The following is a 19,764-nucleotide window of genomic DNA, read 5'->3' on the forward strand; positions in this document are numbered from 1 at the left end:
GTTCCCGGCCAGTCGACGGCGAACGACGGGGTAGGCGATGCGAGAGTCGGTACAGGCAGAGGTCATGATGAGCTTCCTCGTCTCGGAGGAGCTCGCTTTCCGCATCCCGGTGGAACTGCGGTACGAGACCAGTGATCCCTATGCCGTGCGCCTGACCTTCCATTTGCCCGGGGATGCCCCCGTGACCTGGGCGTTCGGGCGGGAACTCCTGGTCGACGGAGTGAGCGGGCCGTGCGGTGACGGCGATGTGCATGTGTCGCCCGTCGCGCCCGGCGCACCCGAGGACGTACACATCCGCCTTCAGGTCGGTCCGGACCAGGCGCTGTTCCGGGTCGGGGCCGCGCCGCTGGTGGCGTTCCTGGACCGCACCGACCGGCTCGTCCCGCTGGGCCAGGAGCGTGCACTCGCGGACTTCGACTCGCTCATCGACGAGACACTGGACCGCATCCTCGCCGAGGAACAGAGCGCGGGCTGACGGCTCCGCGGACGACGCGGTGTGCCAACCCTGCCGTAACGCTTCGCCAAGGCCTTCCCACACAGGCCCCCGACGGGGGCGCGGCCTGGTGCGCACGTCGGAGCGCCTCACGGTGCCGTAACGCTTCAGCAGGGCTTCCCCGCCAAGAGGTGCCGGCGACCACAGCCGCCTGGTGCGCACGGCCGCCTGGTCCGCATGGTGCACCGCCCCACGCGCGGGCGGTGGTGCACGCCCCACGGCGCCGCCGGAACGCTCGGCAGGCCCCCTCTTCGCAGGCCTCCTCGGCGCGTCCGCGTGCGGGCCCGCACGCACGGCCCGGTGCGCCGTCGTGCGCCTACGACGCCGTGACGCGTCAGTGCTTGCGGCGACGGCCCCTTCCGTTGCGTACCGCGGGCCCCGCGGCCACGGTCCGGTCCGTCGGTGACGTGCGGTCCGCCGAGACGACCAGCGCGGCGAGCGCGGTCGTCACGGGCACCGACGCGACCAGACCGATCGAACCGACCAGCGTCCGGACGATCTCCTCTGCGACGAGTTCGCTGTTGGCCACCGTGCCGACGCTGCTCTGCGCGATCGAGAAGAGCAGCAACAGCGGCAGCGCGGCGCCCGCGTACGCCAGGACCAGCGTGTTGACGACCGAGGCGATGTGGTCGCGGCCGATCCGGATGCCCGCGCGGTAGAGGCCCCGCCAGCCCATCGTCGGGTCGGCCTGGTGCAGCTCCCACACCGCCGAGGTCTGGGTGACCGTCACATCGTCGAGCACCCCGAGCGAACCGATGATCACGCCGGCGAGCAGCAGACCGCTCATGTCGATCGACGGGTAGAGGCCGTGGATCAGGCCGGTGTTGTCGTCGGTGTTGCCGGTCAGCGCGGCCCAGTCGATGAACTCCGAACCCAGCACGCCGATCAGCATCAGCGACGCCAGGGTGCCCAGCACCGCGACGGATGTGCGAGCGGTCAGGCCATGGCACATGTACAACGCGATCAGCATGATCGCGCTCGCGCCGACCACCGCCACGAGCAGCGGATTCGAGCCCTGGAGAATCGCGGGCAGGATGAACAGGGTCAGCACCAGGAAGCTGATGGCCAGCGCGACCAGCGCCATGACGCCCCGCATCCGGCCCACGACGACGACCGCGATGGCGAAGACCGCGGCGAGCACCGTCATGGGCACCTTGCGGCTCACGTCGGTGACCGAGTACTGGAGTTCCCTGGGCGCGTCGGGTGCATAGGCGACGACGACCTGCTGCCCCGTGTGCAACTGCCGCGGGGCGTCCGGCTGGACGATTTCCGTGAAGGTGCGGCCCTTGTCCTTGCCGGTCGTGACCTCGACCGTGGCCTTGCCGCACAGACCTTTCTGTTGCCTTTGGGCCGAGTTGCCCTCGGCGGTGGACGTGTCGCCGGTCGGGGTGTCCCCCGACGCGTTCACGGACTTGCAGTCCACCTTGGCGAGCTCGACCACCTTCGCCTGCTGGGTCTGGCGGTCGAACCCGACCCCGGTCCGCTGGTGCGGGGGCGCGCCGCCGGGCCACAGCACCACCAGACCGACGACGACGGCGGCCGTGAACGGGATGAGGATCGCCGCGATGACCCTGCGCAGATGGCGGGACACGGGCGCGGCGGGGCCGTGCGCATGGGAGTGGCCGTGGGCATGGCCGTGGCTGTGGCCGCGGGACGTGCCGTGACCGCGCGGCCCGTGCTCCTGCGGGTTCTCCGGGCCGCCGGGCCCGCGCTCCCGCCCCGGCCCGGGGCCGCCCGGGCCGGGGCCCTGCGGGGCGCGCCGGGGGCCGTCCGGCCCGGGCCGGCGGGCGGGCGGCGGTCCTTGCCCGTACGGCGGCTCGGGCGGCGGGGCGGGGGGCGGCGATGTCGAGGTCACGGCCCGATCATCGCAAGAACGGCGAGGGCCCACTGTTCAGCACGCCCGATATGACGCTAGCGTGGGGGCACCTTTGCACACGCGGGAGCTCGGAGCACCGGGCTGAGAGGGCGCTGAACAGCGAAGAGCTGGGAGCTGCGCCGACCGCTGAACCTGTTACCGGGTAATGCCGGCGTAGGGAGTAGGTCTCATGACCGTTCAGGACGCACGCACGCCTGCCTCGAACCAGGACCGGAACGGGTCCGAGGCCGGGAAGTCCATCGGCTGGCACAAGGCGTACGTCGAGGGCTCACGCCCCGACCTGCACGTGCCGGTCCGTCAGGTGCACCTCACCAACGGGCAGTCCGTGACGCTGTACGACACGTCGGGCCCGTACACCGATCCGGCCGCCGACACCGACGTCCGCCGTGGCCTGACGCCGCTCCGGGAGAACTGGATCATCGCGCGCGGCGACACCGAGGAGTACGCGGGCCGTCCCGTCCGCCCGGAGGACGACGGCATCAAGCACACCTCGCCGCGCGGCGGGCTGCGCAACCTCGACGCGGTGTTCCCCGGACGGCCGCGCCAGCCCCGGCGGGGCCGTCCCGGACAGGCCGTGACCCAGCTCGCGTACGCGCGGCGGGGCGAGATCACGCCCGAGATGGAGTTCGTGGCGATCCGCGAGAACCTCGACCCCGAGGTCGTCCGCGAGGAGATCGCCGCGGGCCGGGCCGTGCTCCCCGCCAACATCAACCACCCGGAGATCGAGCCGATGATCATCGGCAAGCGGTTCCTGGTGAAGGTCAACGCCAACATCGGCAACTCGGCGGTGACCTCCTCCATCGAGGAGGAGGTCGAGAAGATGACCTGGGCGACCCGGTGGGGCGCCGACACGGTCATGGACCTCTCGACCGGGCGGAACATCCACACCACCCGTGAGTGGGTGCTGCGCAACTCCCCCGTGCCGATCGGCACCGTGCCGCTCTACCAGGCCCTCGAGAAGGTCGACGGCAAGGCGGAGGAACTGACCTGGGAGATCTACAAGGACACGGTCATCGAACAGGCCGAGCAGGGCGTGGACTACATGACGGTCCACGCGGGCGTGCGCCTGCCGTATGTGCCGCTCACGGCCAACCGCAAGACCGGCATCGTCTCGCGGGGCGGCTCGATCATGGCCGCCTGGTGCCTCGCGCACCACAAGGAGAGCTTCCTCTACGAGAACTTCGAGGAGCTGTGCGAGATCCTCGCGGCGTACGACGTGACGTACTCGCTCGGGGACGGTCTGCGCCCCGGCTCCATCGCCGACGCCAACGACGAGGCGCAGTTCGCGGAGCTGCGGACGCTCGGGGAACTCAACCGGATCGCCAAGCGTTTCGATGTGCAGACGATGATCGAGGGCCCCGGTCACGTCCCCATGCACAAGATCAAGGAGAACATCGACCTTCAGCAGGAGATCTGCGATGAGGCTCCGTTCTATACGCTCGGCCCGCTGACCACGGACATCGCGCCCGCGTACGACCACATCACCTCCGGTATCGGCGCCGCGATGATCGGCTGGTGGGGCACGGCCATGCTCTGCTACGTCACGCCCAAGGAGCACCTGGGCCTGCCCAACCGTGACGACGTCAAGACCGGCGTCATCACCTACAAGATCGCCGCCCACGCGGCCGACCTCGCCAAGGGACACCCGGGTGCGCAGGAGTGGGACGACGCGCTCTCGGACGCCCGGTTCGAGTTCCGGTGGGAGGACCAGTTCAACCTGGCCCTCGACCCGGACACGGCCCGGGAGTTCCACGACGAGACGCTCCCCGCGGAGCCGGCCAAGACCGCGCACTTCTGTTCCATGTGCGGGCCGAAGTTCTGCTCGATGAAGATCAGCCAGAGCATCAACGAGCGGTTCGGGGGTACGGCGACCGAGGGAGCATCGGCTGAGGAGATCGCCGACGGGATGCTCCAGAAGTCCAAGGAGTTCGCCGAGGCCGGAAACCGGGTCTACCTGCCACTCGCGGACTGACCGCTCGGCGTGCACCGAGTGGCGGGGGCCGCTGCCGTCTCCACCACTCGGTGCGTGGGCTCCTCCATCACGGTGCAGGCGGTGGTTGACGCCGCGCCCGCTCAGTCCGGCCGGTGTTCCGGACCGCCGAAGTCCGGGCTGGAGAAGTCCGGGCTGCTGAAGCTGGGGCGCGGCCCCGTGGAGCCGTCGTCCGGGCTGCTGAAGCCCGGACGGTGGTAGCCGAGGTGCGGGATCCGGCCACCGGGCTGCGACGGATCCGCGCGGTCCGCCACTGCCGTGCCCGGATCCGCCAGTGTCTCCCGGAGGAACGGCAGCAGGCCCCGCTCCAGGAGCGCCAGACGCCAGGCCTCCCTGGCGTGCTCCACCTGCTCGTCGCGCTCGCCGGCCACCTCGGCCGGGAGAGCGGTGGAGCCGTTGCGCAGCGCGGTGAGCAGCAGTCCCACGGCGGCGACCAGGATCGCGGCCGCCGTGATCGCACCGAAGACCCACCCGGTGGTGAGCATGGTCCGGGCGAACTGCGGTTCGGGATCGACCATCTTGAGGACATAGCCGACGAGCAGGAATATCGCGGCCGCGGTACCGGCGAGGACCGGGGCGAGCACCGCGAGGACGGCGACGATCCCGGCGCCCTCGGGTTCGACGGTCCCTTCGGCGGTGGTGACGAGCCCGATCGCCTCCCCGCCGGCCGCTTCGGCGGCGTCGGACCCGAGGACGGGACCTGTGGTGGTCCCGGCCGGCGTGCGCAGGTCCTCGCGGACCTTCACGTAGTGCTGGTACTCGGCCGCGGCGGCGGCCGTGATCAGGGCGGTGGCGCCGAGCGCCATGGCGCGCAGCTGCTCGGGGCTGAACCGCCGGCCCACCGCGGTGAGATCGGGACGGTGTGGTGCGGAGCGCAGCGCCTCATCGAGGATCCGCTCGTATTCCTTGCGGTCCTCGCTCAGCAGGTGCGGAGCGCTGTTCATGTGCATCCCCCGATGCTCCGTAGGGCTTGGGGCTCGCACGGGTGACGAGCCGTCGGGCAGAAACGGAGGGGAGCCTGCTACGGATAAGCCGATGGTAGAGCCGTCACGGCACGCGGTGACAGGGGGTTTCCGGAAATTGCCCCCTGGCCTGCGTGATCCTTCGGCCCGGGCACCTGCCCGCGGAACATTCAGTCGTCGAGCGGAAGTTGGCAGACCAGGAGCTTTCCGGCCATGGTCACGCCGCCGTCCATCGCGATGGCCAGTCCGTCGGCGTAGATGTGCGGTCCTTCGACCACCGGGCCGCCGCTGTCCTCGTCCTCCTCCGAGCCGACGTCGCCGAGGAGGTAGGGGATGGGGCTGTGGCCATGGACGATACGGCTGCCGCCGTAGGTGCCGATGAGCTCGCGCACCGCCTCGGATCCGGACTCGTCGCGGAAGGCGAAGCGCTTGGTGAACTTGCGGAAGAGGTCCCAGCACTCGTCCGCGTCGTTGCGGGTGAGGGTTTCGCGGACGGTGTCGTTGACCGCCTCGATGGAGTCGCCGTAGTCGAGGTAGGCGGTGGTGTCCGAGTGGACGAGCAGATGGTCGTCCTCCAGCTCGATCGCGTCGAGTCGGGCCATCCACTGCAGATGGTGGTCCTGGAGGCGGTCCATGTCGCTCTTCTGTCCGCCGTTGAGCAGCCAGGCGGCCTGGAAGGTGGCCGTGCCGGCGCCGGAGTTGACGGGGGTGTCCCCGAACCGCTTGGCGCCGAGGAGCAGCAGCTCGTGGTTGCCCATGAGGGCCTTGCAGTAGCCGCCGGCGGCCGCTGCCTCGGCGGACAGCCGCATCACCAGGTCGATGACCCCGATGCCGTCGGGCCCGCGGTCGGTGAAGTCACCGAGGAACCACAGGCGCGCCGTGCCCGCGGCCCAGCTGCCGTCGGCGTCGATGAGGCCCTTCTCGCGCAGGGCGGAGAGCAGTTCGTCGAGGTAGCCGTGTACATCGCCGACCACGTACAGCGGACCGAGGCCCTCGGCCGCCGCCGCTGCGGGTGGCACGGCCTCGGGCGCGATCTGCACCTGGACGGTGTCGCCGCGGTTGATGACGGGGAGGTCGCGCTGCGTCGGCGTGTACCCGTCGGGGGCCTCGCCCTCTCCGTACGGGCCCGGAGTGCCCTGGCCCTGCGGAACCGGCGTGCCCTGGCCCTGCGGAACCGGCGTGCCCTGGCTCTGCGGGGCCGGAATGCCCTGCCCCTGCGGGGCCGGCGTGCCCTGCCCGTAGGAGGGCGCGGCGGTCTCTTCGTACGAGGGCGGGGGCGCGGGCGCCTCGGTGGTGCTCTCCTCGTACGGACCGGTCTCGTGGACGTACGCAGGTACCCGGAAATCGCGCAGTGTCGCCGTACGCACCTCGGGTCCCTGACCGGCCCCCTGAGTCATCGACCCCTCCACCACCTTGCGCCGCAACTGCACCGGATCGGACTGCCTGGTCGCAGCGGCCCGCGGTGTCGTCCGCCCATCATAGGAATGTGGCTCGCGCTGTGTGATGACCCAGGGGTGGTGAATCGGGGACGGACCCGGGTTCACCGTGGTTTTCTCCCGAATTGCGCAGGTCATGGCCCTGTCGTACCTGACGCGTACTCGCCGATCGACGGGACGCGCTCCCCATCGGATGCATCACACGACCGTGCCTCGGCCGCCCCGCTCGACCGGGGCCGGCCATCGGCGCCTCCGGAACCGGGGGCTAGCTCCGTCCCGGAGAGCGGGGCGGGCTGACGGTGGTGCGCGGCGGACGGCGCTCGGACGAGGTCCGCACGATCAGTTCGGTGGGTATCACCTGCTCGACCGGGTGGTCCCCGTGCGCGCCCTCGATCGCGTCGATGAGGAGCTGGACGACGGCCGTTCCGATGCGACGCGGCTTCAGGGAGAGGGTGGTGATCGGCGGCTCGGTGTTGGCGTACACCGTCGACTCGCTGCAGCAGACGAGCAGCAGGTCGTCGGGGACGCGCAGCCCGTACCGCCGGGCCGCGGCCAGCAGATCGGTGCCGTTCGGGTCGAAGAGACCGTAGACGGCGTCGGGCCGGTCGGGGCGGGCCAGCAGCCGGTCGGCGGCGACGGCCCCGGCGCACGGGTCGTGTGCCGGGTACGACTCGTACACCGGGTCCTGCCCGACGCGCTCGCACCAGCGGAGATACGCCGTCGTGGACAGATGGGTGTAGGTGTCCGTGCTGGTGCCGGTGAGCAGGCCGATACGGCGGGCGCCCGCCGCTGCGAGGTGGTCGAGGATGTCGAGGACCGCGGCCTCGTGGTCGTTGTCGACCCAGGCGGTGACCGGCAGCGATCCGGCGGGCCGACCGTCCGAGACGACGGGCAGGCCCTGGCGTACGAGCTCGGTGACCACCGGGTCCTGGTCGGAGGGGTCGATCACGACGGTGCCGTCGAGCGCGACGTTCGACCAGACGTCGTGGCGGGAGGTCGCCGGCAGGATCACCAGCGCGTACCCCCGGGCCAGCGCGGCGGAGGTCGCGGCTCTCGCCATCTCCGCGAAATACGCGAATTCCGTGAAGGTGAAAGGTTCATCCCCGTACGTCGTGACGGTCAGACCGATGAGTCCTGACTTTCCGGTACGGAGGGTGCGGGCCGCGGCGGACGGGCGATAGCCCAGCCGGTCGGCGACCTCGCGGACGTGGCGGCGGGTGGCGTCGGGGAGCCGACCCTTTCCGTTGAGCGCGTCGGAGACCGTCGTGATGGAGACACCGGCGGCGGCGGCCACGTCTCTGATGCCCGCTCGGCCTGGCCGGTTGCCCCGGCGGGAGGTCTCTGCCCGGCTCACCTGGTGCTTCCCTGCTGCTGTCATGGCGAGCCGATAGTAGGGCTCATGCGGTGGGGTAGCGCGGACGCATATTCAGTCGTTGACAGGCACGTTTCTGCAAGGCAGAACCACCCCAACTTCCTTTGATTGTAAGGGAGTTGAAGGGGTGGTGAAGGGTTGGGGTGGCTTTCGGTCCGCATGTTCCTGCCGGGGGAGCGATGTCTCGAAGAGGTCTCAACTCACCTTCACGAGGGATGCGCGCCACGGCGCGAACCACCGGCGCGCGCGGCCGCAGCGGCGCGCTCCCCTCGCCGGGACGGGGGTTCCCGCGCGGCTCCGAAGCGGCTCCGGCCCCGGCAGCACGGTCCCGCGGCGAGGGCCGGGGACCGGCGAACGCCCGCCGAGGCCCCGGCGCGCACCGGGAGACGACTTGGATATCGGCTCGGCCCACGGGGAGCCTGAGCGGTGTGCCGGGTCCAGGCGATTGCCGGGATGCCGCAGCGCCCCGGGCCGTGCCCGAGGCAGGCGCCGGCCGGGGGTGAGGCAGGCCCCGACGGCGGCTGAACCAGGCACCGGTCCCGGCGGCGGAACGTGGTGGTGCCCCGGCCCTCCGGGGAGCCTCGGCGTGGCCGCCCGGCCCGAGGGTTCGTCGAGGTGTTTTTCTCGGACCATTCGCAGCGGCGCCCAATCCTCTTAAGGTGAGCAGTATTGGAACTGGTCACAAGGAGGACTGCGGTGAGCGAGACGAGCCCCAAGCTGCGCGCCGAGCTGGAGGGTATCCCCACCTACAAGCCGGGCAAGGCCGCCGCAGCCGGCGGCCCGGTCGCGTACAAGCTGTCCTCCAACGAGAACCCGTATCCGCCGCTGCCCGGGGTGATGGAGTCCGCGGTCGCCGCGGCCGGCTCCTTCAACCGCTACCCGGACATGGCGTGCACGGGGCTGATGAACGAGCTCGCCGACCGGTTCGACGTGCCCGTCACCCACATCGCCACCGGCACCGGCTCGGTCGGCGTCGCGCAGCAGCTCATCCAGGCCACCGCGGGCCCGGGTGACGAGGTCATCTACGCCTGGCGGTCCTTCGAGGCGTACCCGATCATCACGCAGATCAGCGGCGCCCGCTCGGTGCAGGTGCCGCTGACGCCGGGCGATGTGCACGACCTGGACGCGATGGCCGACGCGATCACCGACCGCACGCGGCTGATCTTCGTCTGCAACCCGAACAACCCCACGGGCACCGTCGTCCGCCGTGCCCAGCTGGAGCGGTTCCTGGACCGGGTGCCCAGCGATGTTCTGGTGGTCCTGGACGAGGCGTACCGGGAGTTCATCAGGGACCCGGAGGTGCCGGACGGCGTGGAGCTGTACCGGGACCGCCCGAACGTCTGTGTGCTGCGCACCTTCTCCAAGGCCTACGGGCTCGCGGGGCTGCGGGTCGGCTTCGCGGTCGCCCATGAGCCGGTGGCCGCTGCGCTGCGCAAGACGGCCGTACCGTTCGGCGTGAGCCAGATCGCCCAGGAGGCGGCGATCGCGTCGCTGCGTGCCGAGGACGAGCTGCTCGGCCGGGTCGGCTCGCTGGTCTGCGAGCGCAACCGGGTGGTCAAGGCCCTTGCCCAGCAGGGCTGGACCGTGCCCGAGACGCAGGCGAACTTCGTGTGGCTGCGCCTCGGGGAGCGGACCATGGACTTCGCGGCGGCATGCGAGCGCGCGGGCGTGGTGGTGCGGCCGTTCGCGGGCGAGGGCATGCGGGCGACGATCGCCGAACCCGAGGGCAACGACATCTTCCTGCAGACGGCGGAGGCCTTCCGCAAGGAGCTCTAGACGCGTCCGGCCCCTTTCGTCGAACTCCCGTCGTCCGCCAGGAGGGCGGGAGTCTCCGACAGGCCTCAGTCGCTTCCGGAGCGGCCGGCGCCCACCCGTTCCACGCGGATGGGGTCCCCGCTCCGCACGCTCGCGAGCAGGCGCGGGTCGCCGTCGAGCGTGCCGAGCAGATTGCACGGGCTCGCGAGGCGGCATTCTTCGCCCCGCGAGATCGGCGTGGGACCGTACGGCAGGGCGAGCGCGTCCCCGTCGGTCCAGAAGGCGACGGTGCCGGGCGCGACGACCTGCTGGGCGCCCGCCTCGCGCGGGACGCTGACGCCCGTGTCGAAGTAGACCTCCTCGCCCCAGGTGTGGGCGGTGGCGGAGAGAGGCAGCGCCTCGGCGAGCGCCGCACTGGTGGGGGTGGACTCCAGGGTCGCGGTGATGTGCCCGGCGGGCCAGCTGATCCGTATCTGCATCTGCATGGCCGGATTCAACAATATGTTGAACTTCTCCGGTAGCCCCTCGGGCCCTGTTCAGGCGCTTTCGCCCTCTTCGCATGCACTCATCGCGGACAGAAGTGTCCGCCATGTGGACTGCCTCCCGGTAAATGGACCCCCCGTTCGGGTCTCGAAGACGCATGCGCCATAATTGCTTGTGAATGTGAACGCGTTCACAAGCTTGCCCGGATGATCCCGATCCGCCCAGGAAGCGGCCGGGCATGGTGCCGCTGTGATCGCGCCGAGGTAAGGAGAAGCGACGTGGACCTGGCTTTGGCGCCGGAGACGCTGGCGCGCTGGCAGTTCGGTATCACGACCGTCTACCACTTCCTCTTCGTGCCCCTGACGATCTCGCTGGCGGCGCTCACCGCCGGCCTGCAGACGGCGTGGGTGCGGACGGAGAAGGAGAAGTACCTCAGAGCCACCAAGTTCTGGGGCAAGCTCTTTCTGATCAACATAGCTATGGGCGTCGTCACCGGCATCGTCCAGGAGTTCCAGTTCGGCATGAACTGGTCCGACTACTCGCGCTTCGTCGGCGATGTCTTCGGCGCCCCGCTCGCGTTCGAAGCCCTCATCGCCTTCTTCTTCGAGTCCACCTTCATCGGCCTGTGGATCTTCGGGTGGGACAAGCTCCCCAAGAAGATCCACCTGGCGACGATCTGGATGGTCGCGATCGGCACGATCCTGTCGGCGTACTTCATCCTCGCGGCGAACTCGTGGATGCAGCACCCTGTGGGCTACAAGATCGACAAGGCCACCGGGCGGGCCCAGCTCACCGACTTCCTGGCCGTACTGACCCAGAACACCGCGCTCACCCAGGTGTTCCACACGCTCGCGGCAGCCTTCCTCACCGGTGGCGCCTTCATGGTCGGGATCGCCGCCTTCCATCTGGCCCGCAGGAAGCACATCCCGGTGATGAAGACCTCGCTGCGGCTCGGTCTGGTCACTGTCGTCATCGCCGGCCTTCTCACTGCGGTCAGCGGTGACCTCCTCGGCAAGGTGATGTTCAAGCAGCAGCCGATGAAGATGGCCGCGGCCGAGGCGCTGTGGGACGGCCAGAAGTCCGCACCCTTCTCGATCTTCGCCTACGGCGATGTCGAGAAGGGGCACAACACCGTGGCCGTCGAGGTCCCCGGCGTGCTGTCGTTCCTCGCGAACGACGACTTCGGCTCGTACGTCCCGGGCATCAACGACGTCAACAAGGCCGAGCAGCAGAAGTTCGGCCCCGGCGACTACCGGCCCAACATCCCGGTCACCTTCTGGGGCTTCCGCTGGATGATCGGCTTCGGCATGGCGTCCTTCGCCATCGGCGCCGCAGGGCTGTGGCTGACCCGGAAGAAGTTCATGCTGCCGCGGCATCTGCGCGTCGGCGAGGACGAGGTGCCGCATCTGGTGCTGTTCAAGAAGCCGCTCGGTGCGACGCTCGCCCCCTGGTGCTGGCGGATCGCGACCTGGACGCTGGCGTTCCCGTTGATCGCCAACTCCTGGGGCTGGATATTCACCGAGATGGGCCGCCAGCCGTGGGTCGTCTACGGCGTACTCCAGACCAGGCACGCGGTCTCCCCCGGTGTCTCGCAGGGCGAGATCATCACCTCGATGATCGTCTTCACCACGCTGTACGCCGTGCTCGCGGTCGTCGAGGTCAAGCTGCTCGCGAAGTACGTCAAGGCGGGACCGCCCGAGCTGACGGAGGCGGATCTCAACCCGCCCACCCGGATCGGCGGACACGACCGGGACGACGCCGACCGGCCCATGGCCTTCTCGTACTAAGGCAGAGGAGCTGCAGACATGGAACTCCACGACGTCTGGTTCGTGCTCATCGCGGTCCTCTGGATCGGCTACTTCTTCCTGGAGGGCTTCGACTTCGGGGTTGGTGTCCTCACCAAGCTGCTCGCCCGCGGCCGGACCGAGAAGCGGGTGTTGATCAACACCATCGGTCCCGTCTGGGACGGCAACGAGGTGTGGCTGCTCAGCGCGGGCGGCGCGACCTTCGCCGCCTTTCCCGAGTGGTACGCGACGCTGTTCTCCGGCTTCTATCTGCCGCTGCTGGTCATCCTGGTCTGTCTGATCGTGCGCGGAGTCGCCTTCGAGTACCGGGCCAAGCGAGCCGAGGAGCGCTGGCAGCGCAACTGGGAGACGGCGATCTTCTGGACATCGCTGATTCCCGCCTTCCTGTGGGGCGTGGCCTTCGGCAACATCGTCCACGGCGTGAAGATCGACAAGAACTTCGAGTACGTGGGCAGTCTCGGGGATCTGTTCAACCCCTATGCCCTGCTGGGCGGTCTGGTGACGCTGACGCTGTTCACCTTCCACGGTGCGGTGTTCACCGCGCTCAAGACGGTCGGCGACATCCGGGACCGGGCACGCGCACTCGCCACCCGGCTCGGTCTGGTGGCGGCCGTCCTGGCCCTCGGCTTTCTGGTCTGGACGCAGGTCGACCGGGGCGACGGCACGAGCCTGGTCGCCATGATCGTGGCCGTCGTCGCGCTCGTCGCGGCGCTCGGGGCGAACCTTGCAGGCCGTGAGGGCTGGTCGTTCGCACTGTCGGGCATCACCATCGCGGCGGCCGTCACGATGCTCTTCCTGACGCTCTTCCCGAACGTCATGCCGTCCTCGCTCAACCCGGAGTGGAGCCTCACGGTCTCCAACGCCTCGTCGAGCCCCTACACCCTGAAGATCATGACCTGGTGCGCAGCGATCGCCACCCCGTTGGTGCTGCTCTACCAGTCGTGGACCTACTGGGTGTTCCGCAAGCGGATCGGCACGCAGCACATCGCCGACGCCGCGCACTAGGAGGTGTCCTGCGGCTCAGGCCGGGCTCGCGAGAGCTGATCCGACCCGATCCGTAGGCATCAGCCCATGCCGAGTGCGATGCACTCGTCCGCTCAACCCCGGGATGTGTTTCACGTGAAACGCATCCGCAGATCAGAGGGTGTTTCACGTGAAACCGATCGACCCGCGCCTGCTCCGCTACGCCCGAGCCACCCGCCTCTTCCTGATGGCGGTGGTGGTCCTCGGCCTGGCCGGGGCAGGCCTGGTCGTCGCCCAGGCGATGCTCATCGCCGACGTCGTGGTCGGGGCCTTCCAGCACGGACTGTCGGTCTCCGGCCTGCGGACGCCGCTCATGCTGCTGGCGGCGGTGGCGCTGGGCCGGGCGCTCATCGGCTGGCTCACCGAACTGGCCGCGCACCGGGCGAGCGCGGCGGTCAAGTCGGAGCTGCGCGGGCGCTTGCTGGAGCGCGCGACACAGCTCGGCCCCGGGTGGCTGAGCGGACAGCGCACCGGTTCGCTCATCGCGCTCGCCACGCGTGGTGTGGATGCGCTGGACGACTATTTCGCGCGCTATCTGCCGCAGTTGGGGCTTGCGGTGGTGGTGCCGGCCGCCGTGCTGGCGAGGATCGTCACCGAGGACTGGGTCTCTGCGGCGATCATCGTCGGCACGCTCCCGCTCATCCCCCTCTTCATGGTGCTGATCGGCTGGGCCACACAGTCCCGGATGGACCGTCAGTGGCGGCTGCTGTCACGGCTGTCGGGGCACTTCCTCGATGTTGTGGCCGGGCTGCCGACACTGAAGGTGTTCGGCCGGGCCAAGGCACAGGCCGAGTCGATCCGGTGCATCACCGCCGAATACCGCCGGGCGACCATACGGACGCTGCGGATCGCCTTTCTGTCGTCGTTCGCACTGGAGCTGCTGTCGACGTTGTCCGTCGCTCTGGTGGCCGTCACCATCGGCATGCGGCTCGTGCACGGCGAGATGGACCTGTACATCGGCCTGGTAATCCTGGTGCTCGCCCCCGAGGCCTATCTGCCGGTACGCCAGGTCGGCGCGCAGTACCACGCGGCCGCGGAGGGGCTGTCCGCCGCCGAGGAGATCTTCGAGGTGCTCGAGACGCCGCTGCCGCCGTCCGGCACCCTGCCCGCCCCGACCGGTGCGATCAGCTTCGAGGGCGTGACGGTCCGCTACCCCGGCCGGTCCGACGACGCGGTGTCGGATGTGTCCTTCACCGTCGCGCCGGGTGAGACCGTCGCGCTCGTCGGGCCCAGCGGGGTGGGCAAGTCGACGCTCCTCGCGGTTGCGTTGGGGTTCGTACGCCCCGGGGGCGGGCGGATCCGGGTCGGGGGCACCGACCTCAAGGACATAGCCCCGGAACGGTGGCACGAACAGATCGCGTGGGTGCCGCAGCGGCCCCATCTCCACGCGGGGTCGATCGCCGAGAACGTACGGATGGCGCGGCCCGGGGCGGACGATGCGGCGGTGCGCGGCGCGCTGGCGGATGCCGGGGCACTCGACTTCGTGGAGGCGCTGCCGAACGGGGCCGACACGGTGCTAGGTGAGGACGGGGCCGGGCTGTCGGCCGGGCAGCGGCAGCGGCTCGCCCTGGCGCGCGCATTCCTCGCCGACCGTCCGGTGCTGTTGCTGGACGAGCCGACGGCTTCCCTGGACGGGGCCACCGAGGCGGAGGTGGTGGACGCCGTCCGCCGGCTCGCCGCGGGCCGGACCGTGCTGCTGGTCGTCCACCGGCCCGCGCTCCTGACCGTGGCCGACAGAGTGGTGCGGCTTGCGGAGCCGGGAGTGGTCCCCGCTCCCCCCGCCCCGCGCTCTCCGGCACCGGCGGACTCGAACACCCCGCCCCCCTCCGGTGCCGCGGCCCTCCTGCCCTCCGAAGAGGATGCGCACCCCGGCCCCTCCGCCGGCCCGCATCCCCAACCCTCCGCGGCGCGGGGGGTCCCCGGTGGAGCCGGGCCGTTCGCCCGGGTGCGCGCTCTGGCCCGGGCCCACCGCGCCCGGCTCGCGCTAGCGCTGCTGCTCGGCGGTCTCGCCCTCGGCAGTGCCGTCGGACTGATGGCCACCTCGGGGTGGCTGATCTCGCGGGCGTCGCAGCAGCCGCCGGTGCTGTATCTGATGGTGGCCGTCACGGCGACCCGGGCCTTCGGCATCGGCCGCGCCGTCTTCCGCTACGCCGAGCGTCTGGTGTCGCACGAGGCGGTGCTGCGGATGCTTGCCGACACCCGCGTCGCCGTCTACCGGCGGCTGGAGCGACTTGCCCCGGCGGGCCTGCGCACCGCCCGCCGGGGAGATCTGCTCTCCCGGCTCGTTGCCGATGTGGACGCGCTCCAGGACTACTGGCTGCGGTGGCTGCTGCCCGTCGGCGCCGCGCTCGCCGTGTCGGTGGCGTCCGTCGGTTTCACCGCATGGCTGCTGCCCGAGGCCGGTGCCGTGCTGGCCGCAGGACTGCTCGTGGCCGGAGTGGGCGTGCCGCTGCTCTCGGGAGCGGTGGCGCGCCGTGCCGAGCGCAGGCTGGCTCCGGCGCGCGGTGTGCTGGCCACCAGGGTCGCCGATCTGCTCACCGGCACTGCCGAGTCGACCGTCGCCGGCGCCCTGCCCGGGCGCACGGCCGACATGAGGCGTGCCGACTCGGTGCTCACGCGTATCGCAGCGCGTGCCGCGACCGCGGCAGCGCTCGGCAACGGCCTGACGGCGCTCGCCTCCGGGCTGACGGTGACCGCGGCGGCAGTCGTCGGCGCGCAGGCCGTGCGGGACGGGCGGCTCGCCGGGGTTGCGATGGCGGTGGTCGTGCTGACGCCGCTGGCCGCCTTCGAGGCCGTGATGGGTCTCCCGCTCGCGGTCCAGCACCGGCAGCGGGTGCGCAAGAGCGCGGAGCGGGTCTTCGAGGTGCTGGACGCGCCCGTTCCCGTACGGGAGCCGGAGCATCCCGCGGCGGCGCCCGTGTCGCCGTTCCCGGTGCGGATCGGCGGGCTGAGCGCCCGCCACGGCGGGCAGGACCGGGATGCACTCGCCGGGCTCGATCTGACGTTGGAGCGCGGGCGCAGGATCGCGGTGGTCGGTGCCTCCGGGGCCGGAAAGACGACGCTCGCGCAGGTGCTGCTGCGGTTCCTGGACGCCCGCGAGGGGACATACACGCTGGGCGGCACCGACGCGTACGCGCTCGACGGTGACACGGTGCGCCGGTTCGTCGGGCTGTGCGCGCAGGACGCGCACCTCTTCGACAGCTCCGTGCGCGAGAACCTGCTGCTCGCTCGGAAGGGGGCGAGCGAGGCCGAGCTGCGCGACGCGCTGGCGAGGGCGCGGTTGCTGGACTGGGCGGACTCGCTGCCCGACGGGCTCGACACGCTCGTCGGCGAGCACGGGGCACGGTTGTCCGGGGGACAGCGGCAGCGGCTCGCGCTGGCCCGTGTGCTGCTCGCGGACTTCCCGGTACTCGTCCTCGACGAGCCCGCGGAGCACCTGGACCTGCCGACCGCGGATGCGCTGACCGCGGATCTGCTGGCCGCGACGGAGGGGCGGACGACGGTGCTCATCACGCACCGGCTCGCCGGGCTCGAAGCGGTGGACGAGGTGATCGTGCTGGACGAGGGACGTGTGGTGCAGCGGGGCGCCTACGCGGAGCTGGTGGCCGAGGAGGGGCCGCTGCGGCGGATGTGGGACGCCGGGGAGCGGTGGGCCAAGGTGCGCCGGGCCGTGGACGGGCGGGCGGGGGAGCCGTCGGGCACGGGCGGGCGGGCCCAGGTACCGCTGCCCTTGCGGTGACCGGCACCGAGGCCGACCCCCTTCGGTTTTCCGGGGCACATCGGAAAAAGTAGTCTCAAGTCATGCCGACCGTCCCGTCGCATGAGGTGTCCGTACGGGCGCCGCAGCTGTTGGAGGCGATGCGGGCCGTGGGAAGCGGCCTGGACCTGCACGCCACGCTGGACCGCATCTGCAGGACCGCCACCGAAGTGGCGGACTGCCTCTATGCCGCGATCGGGGTCCTGGCCGAGGAGGGCGAGGGCCTCACCGACTTCGTCCAGCACGGCGCCGACGAGGAGACCGCGAAGCCGGTCGGCGGGCCCACCGACGGGCCCGGCGGCCTGCTGGGCGCCCTCATCCGCAGCCCGGAGCCGGTGCTGCTCACCGACCTCCCGGCCGATGCCCGCTCCTGCGGCCTCCCGGCGCACCATCCGCCGATGCGGTCGTTCCTCGGGGTCCCGATCCATGTCCAGGGGCGGGTCTTCGGCAATCTGTATCTGGCGGAGAAGCGGGACGGCGCCGCGTTCGACGACCACGACCTGACCATGGTCCGCGTCCTGGCCACGGAGGCGGGCATCGCCATCGGCAACGCCCGCCTCTACGAGGCCGCACAGCGGCGCGAACGCTGGATCGACGGCTCGGTCGCGGTGACCACGGCGCTGCTGTCCGGCGGTGACGCCGAGGACGCGCTCCAGGTCGTCGCCGAACAGGCACGCCGGCTCGCCGACTCGGCCGCCGGTGTCGTGCTGCTGCCCGCGGAGGAGGGCGGCCTGGAGGTCGTCGCCGTCACCTCGGAGAGCCCGGCGGTCGCGCTCGGACTCGTCGCGCCCGCGGAGAGCGTCGTCGTCGCCGAACTCCTCGCGGGACACCCCGTGTTCATCGAGGACGCGGCCGCTGACCCGCGCATGCTGACCGATTCGTCCCGTCACTACGGGCCGGTCATGCTGCTGCCCCTGCAGTGCGACGGCCGCGTCCTGGGGGCGCTCGCGATGCCGCGCGTGCGCGACTCCCGCCCGTACACCCAGGCCGAACGGACCCTGGCGACGCAGTTCGCCTCGCAGGCCGCGCTCGCGCTGAAGATGGCCGAGACGCAGCGCGACCGGGAGCGGCTGGCCGTCTTCGAGGACCGCGACCGGATCGCGCGCGATCTCCACGACCTGGTCATCCAGCGGCTGTTCGCCACCGGGATGATGCTGGAGAGCGCGCAGCGCCGAGCCGCGGTGCCGGAGGTGCGCCGGGGTGTCGGCAAGGCGGTCGACGAGCTGGACGTGACCATCCAGGAGATCCGCTCGGCCGTCTTCGCCCTGCAGCAGGAGCCCGCCCGGGCACCGTCGGTGCTGTCCGCGCGGGTGCTGCGGGAGATCAACATGGCGGCCGTGCCGCTCGGTTTCAAGCCCGCGCACCGGTTCGTCGGCCCGGTGGACGCCGCCGTCGGCGAAGTCACCGGCAAGAACCTCATCGCCGCCCTGCGCGAGGCCCTTTCCAATGCCTTCCGGCATGCCCGGGCGTCCCGGATAGACGTCGTCGTCGACGCGACGGCGGTTCTGCCGGACGGCAGGACCGGGGTGCGCCTGACCGTGACCGACGACGGCGTCGGCATTCCCGCCGGCGGCCGCCGCAGCGGACTGAAGAACCTCAAGCGGCGCGCCGAGTCCCTGGGCGGCGGCAGCTGGTACGACGCCGGGGGAGACGGCGGAACGACGGTGGTGTGGCAGGCGCCGTACTGACTTGCCTGCCGGAGTCACCGCACGGACTCGCCGTAGGGACTCGCCCCCCGGGAGCCGCCGTTGTGTCTCGCCGTACGGATTTGCCTGCCGGAGCCGCCGTAGCGACTCGCCTGCGGGAGCCGCCGTGCTCGGTCGCCTCCCGGGAGCCGCCTACCGGGTCGCCTGCCGGGACGCCGCCGTTCGGCGTCCCGCCCACGGCCCCTCCGCGAAGCCGCCCCGGCGGACTCCGCTACACCGACGCGAGGATGCGCTCGATCACCACGGCCACCCCGTCGTCGTTGTTGGCGACCGTGTGGCCGGAGGCGGCGGCGACCACGGCGGGGTGCGCGTTGCCCATGGCGTACGAGGTTCCCGCCCAGCTCAGCATCTCGACGTCGTTGGGCATGTCACCGAAGGCGACGACCTCTTCGGGGCGGATGCCGCGCTCGGCGCAGCACAGGGCCAGGGTGCTGGCCTTGGAGACACCGGGGCCGCTGATCTCCAGCAGCGCACTCGGGCTGGACCGGGTGATGACGGCGCGCTCCCCCACGGCCGCGCGGGCCAGCGCCAGAAACGCGTCCGGGGACAGCTCGGCATGGTGGGCCAGCAGCTTCAGGACGGGCTGGTCCGCGACGTCCGAGATCTCGGTGAGCAGCTTCTCGGCGGGTGCCACGCTCTCGCCCGGCTCCACGAACAGCGGCGGATAGGTCGGCTCGTGATGCAGGCCCCCGGTCCGCTCCACGGCGAACGACGTACCGGGGGCGGCGGAGCGCAGGATGCGGACGACGTCCAGGGCGTTGCCCGGCTCCAGGTCGCGGATCTTGACGAAGCGGTGGCTGCCGGGGCCGCCGTGCAGGTCCACGACGGCGGCGCCGTTGCCGCAGATGGCGAGGCCGTGACCGTGCACATGGTCGCTGACGACGTCCATCCAGCGGGCCGGGCGGCCCGTCACGAAGAAGACCTCTATGCCTGCCTCTTCGGCGGCGGCGAGGGCGGCGACCGTGCGCGGCGAGACGGATTTGTCGTCGCGCAGCAGGGTGCCGTCCAGATCTGTGGCGATCAGCCGGGGCGTCACGGAGGGGCCGGCGGTCCGGGGCCTGGAGGTAGCTGAGGTCACGTCGTCATTGTCCCGCATATGCCTGCAC

13 protein-coding genes are annotated in these 19,764 nt (G+C 71.0%); 7 read left to right on the forward strand and 6 right to left on the reverse strand.

Annotated features, from left to right (window positions below; genetic code table 11):
- Positions 1-37 precede the first annotated feature (37 nt).
- Complete coding sequence (locus tag ACWCP6_RS08780) at positions 38-475, forward strand: SsgA family sporulation/cell division regulator (protein WP_450931668.1); 438 nt, start codon at positions 38-40, stop codon at positions 473-475.
- 352 nt (positions 476-827) lie between these two features.
- Here the strand turns inward: ACWCP6_RS08780 and ACWCP6_RS08785 are convergent, their stop codons facing one another.
- Positions 828-2,348 (reverse strand): YibE/F family protein, encoded by a 1,521-nt coding sequence (locus ACWCP6_RS08785; protein WP_450931669.1) that lies wholly within the window; start codon positions 2,346-2,348, stop codon positions 828-830.
- A gap of 190 nt (positions 2,349-2,538) precedes the next feature.
- Here ACWCP6_RS08785 and thiC point away from each other — a divergent pair, with 190 nt between their 5' ends.
- Positions 2,539-4,341 carry a phosphomethylpyrimidine synthase ThiC gene (gene thiC / locus ACWCP6_RS08790; RefSeq protein ID WP_450931670.1) on the forward strand — a complete coding sequence of 601 codons (1,803 nt, stop codon included), beginning with the start codon at positions 2,539-2,541 and terminating at the stop codon, positions 4,339-4,341.
- A gap of 101 nt (positions 4,342-4,442) precedes the next feature.
- Here the strand turns inward: thiC and ACWCP6_RS08795 are convergent, their stop codons facing one another.
- The 3 genes from ACWCP6_RS08795 to ACWCP6_RS08805 form a co-directional block, all read right to left on the reverse strand.
- Positions 4,443-5,309, reverse strand: coding sequence for a hypothetical protein (locus ACWCP6_RS08795; RefSeq protein WP_450931671.1), 867 nt, complete (start codon positions 5,307-5,309; stop codon positions 4,443-4,445).
- A 182-nt stretch (positions 5,310-5,491) separates the two neighbouring features.
- Positions 5,492-6,718 (reverse strand): metallophosphoesterase, encoded by a 1,227-nt coding sequence (locus ACWCP6_RS08800; RefSeq protein WP_450931672.1) that lies wholly within the window; start codon positions 6,716-6,718, stop codon positions 5,492-5,494.
- A gap of 304 nt (positions 6,719-7,022) precedes the next feature.
- Complete coding sequence (locus ACWCP6_RS08805) at positions 7,023-8,135, reverse strand: LacI family DNA-binding transcriptional regulator (RefSeq protein ID WP_450931673.1); 1,113 nt, start codon at positions 8,133-8,135, stop codon at positions 7,023-7,025.
- A gap of 690 nt (positions 8,136-8,825) precedes the next feature.
- Between ACWCP6_RS08805 and hisC the strand changes: the two genes are divergently transcribed.
- Entirely contained in the window at positions 8,826-9,905 is a 1,080-nt protein-coding gene (hisC, locus tag ACWCP6_RS08810) for a histidinol-phosphate transaminase (protein ID WP_450931674.1), read from the forward strand.
- A gap of 65 nt (positions 9,906-9,970) precedes the next feature.
- On the opposite strand, the gene ACWCP6_RS08815 is transcribed toward hisC, so the two are convergent.
- Complete coding sequence (locus ACWCP6_RS08815) at positions 9,971-10,363, reverse strand: cyclophilin-like fold protein (protein WP_450931934.1); 393 nt, start codon at positions 10,361-10,363, stop codon at positions 9,971-9,973.
- Positions 10,364-10,645: 282 nt separating this feature from the next.
- Between ACWCP6_RS08815 and ACWCP6_RS08820 the strand changes: the two genes are divergently transcribed.
- The 4 genes from ACWCP6_RS08820 to ACWCP6_RS08835 all read left to right on the forward strand — a co-directional run bounded on the left by ACWCP6_RS08820 (position 10,646) and on the right by ACWCP6_RS08835 (position 18,640).
- Positions 10,646-12,154 carry a cytochrome ubiquinol oxidase subunit I gene (locus ACWCP6_RS08820; RefSeq protein WP_450931675.1) on the forward strand — a complete coding sequence of 503 codons (1,509 nt, stop codon included), beginning with the start codon at positions 10,646-10,648 and terminating at the stop codon, positions 12,152-12,154.
- Between the two features lie 18 nt (positions 12,155-12,172).
- Complete coding sequence (cydB, locus tag ACWCP6_RS08825; RefSeq protein ID WP_450931676.1) at positions 12,173-13,177, forward strand: cytochrome d ubiquinol oxidase subunit II; 1,005 nt, start codon at positions 12,173-12,175, stop codon at positions 13,175-13,177.
- A gap of 148 nt (positions 13,178-13,325) precedes the next feature.
- On the forward strand, positions 13,326-16,934 hold the full coding sequence (gene cydD / locus ACWCP6_RS08830) for a thiol reductant ABC exporter subunit CydD (RefSeq protein WP_450931677.1): 3,609 nt from the start codon (positions 13,326-13,328) through the stop codon (positions 16,932-16,934).
- A 62-nt stretch (positions 16,935-16,996) separates the two neighbouring features.
- A complete protein-coding gene (locus tag ACWCP6_RS08835) occupies positions 16,997-18,640 on the forward strand; it encodes a sensor histidine kinase (protein WP_450931678.1) in 1,644 nt (547 codons plus the stop codon).
- Between the two features lie 229 nt (positions 18,641-18,869).
- Here the strand turns inward: ACWCP6_RS08835 and ACWCP6_RS08840 are convergent, their stop codons facing one another.
- On the reverse strand, positions 18,870-19,754 hold the full coding sequence (locus tag ACWCP6_RS08840) for a Cof-type HAD-IIB family hydrolase (RefSeq protein ID WP_450931679.1): 885 nt from the start codon (positions 19,752-19,754) through the stop codon (positions 18,870-18,872).
- Between the last annotated feature and the right edge of the window lie 10 nt (positions 19,755-19,764).

Source organism: Streptomyces sp. NPDC002004, assembly GCF_053593975.1.

Coding starts and splice junctions, on each gene's coding strand:
- thiC (WP_450931670.1), top strand. CDS start 2,539: ATGACCGTTCAGGACGCACGCACGCCTGCCTCGAACCAGGACCGGAAC.
- ACWCP6_RS08840 (WP_450931679.1), bottom strand. CDS start 19,754: ATGCGGGACAATGACGACGTGACCTCAGCTACCTCCAGGCCCCGGACC.
- ACWCP6_RS08835 (WP_450931678.1), top strand. CDS start 16,997: ATGCCGACCGTCCCGTCGCATGAGGTGTCCGTACGGGCGCCGCAGCTG.
- ACWCP6_RS08805 (WP_450931673.1), bottom strand. CDS start 8,135: ATGACAGCAGCAGGGAAGCACCAGGTGAGCCGGGCAGAGACCTCCCGC.
- ACWCP6_RS08780 (WP_450931668.1), top strand. CDS start 38: ATGCGAGAGTCGGTACAGGCAGAGGTCATGATGAGCTTCCTCGTCTCG.
- ACWCP6_RS08795 (WP_450931671.1), bottom strand. CDS start 5,309: ATGCACATGAACAGCGCTCCGCACCTGCTGAGCGAGGACCGCAAGGAA.
- ACWCP6_RS08815 (WP_450931934.1), bottom strand. CDS start 10,363: ATGCAGATACGGATCAGCTGGCCCGCCGGGCACATCACCGCGACCCTG.
- cydB (WP_450931676.1), top strand. CDS start 12,173: ATGGAACTCCACGACGTCTGGTTCGTGCTCATCGCGGTCCTCTGGATC.
- ACWCP6_RS08800 (WP_450931672.1), bottom strand. CDS start 6,718: ATGACTCAGGGGGCCGGTCAGGGACCCGAGGTGCGTACGGCGACACTG.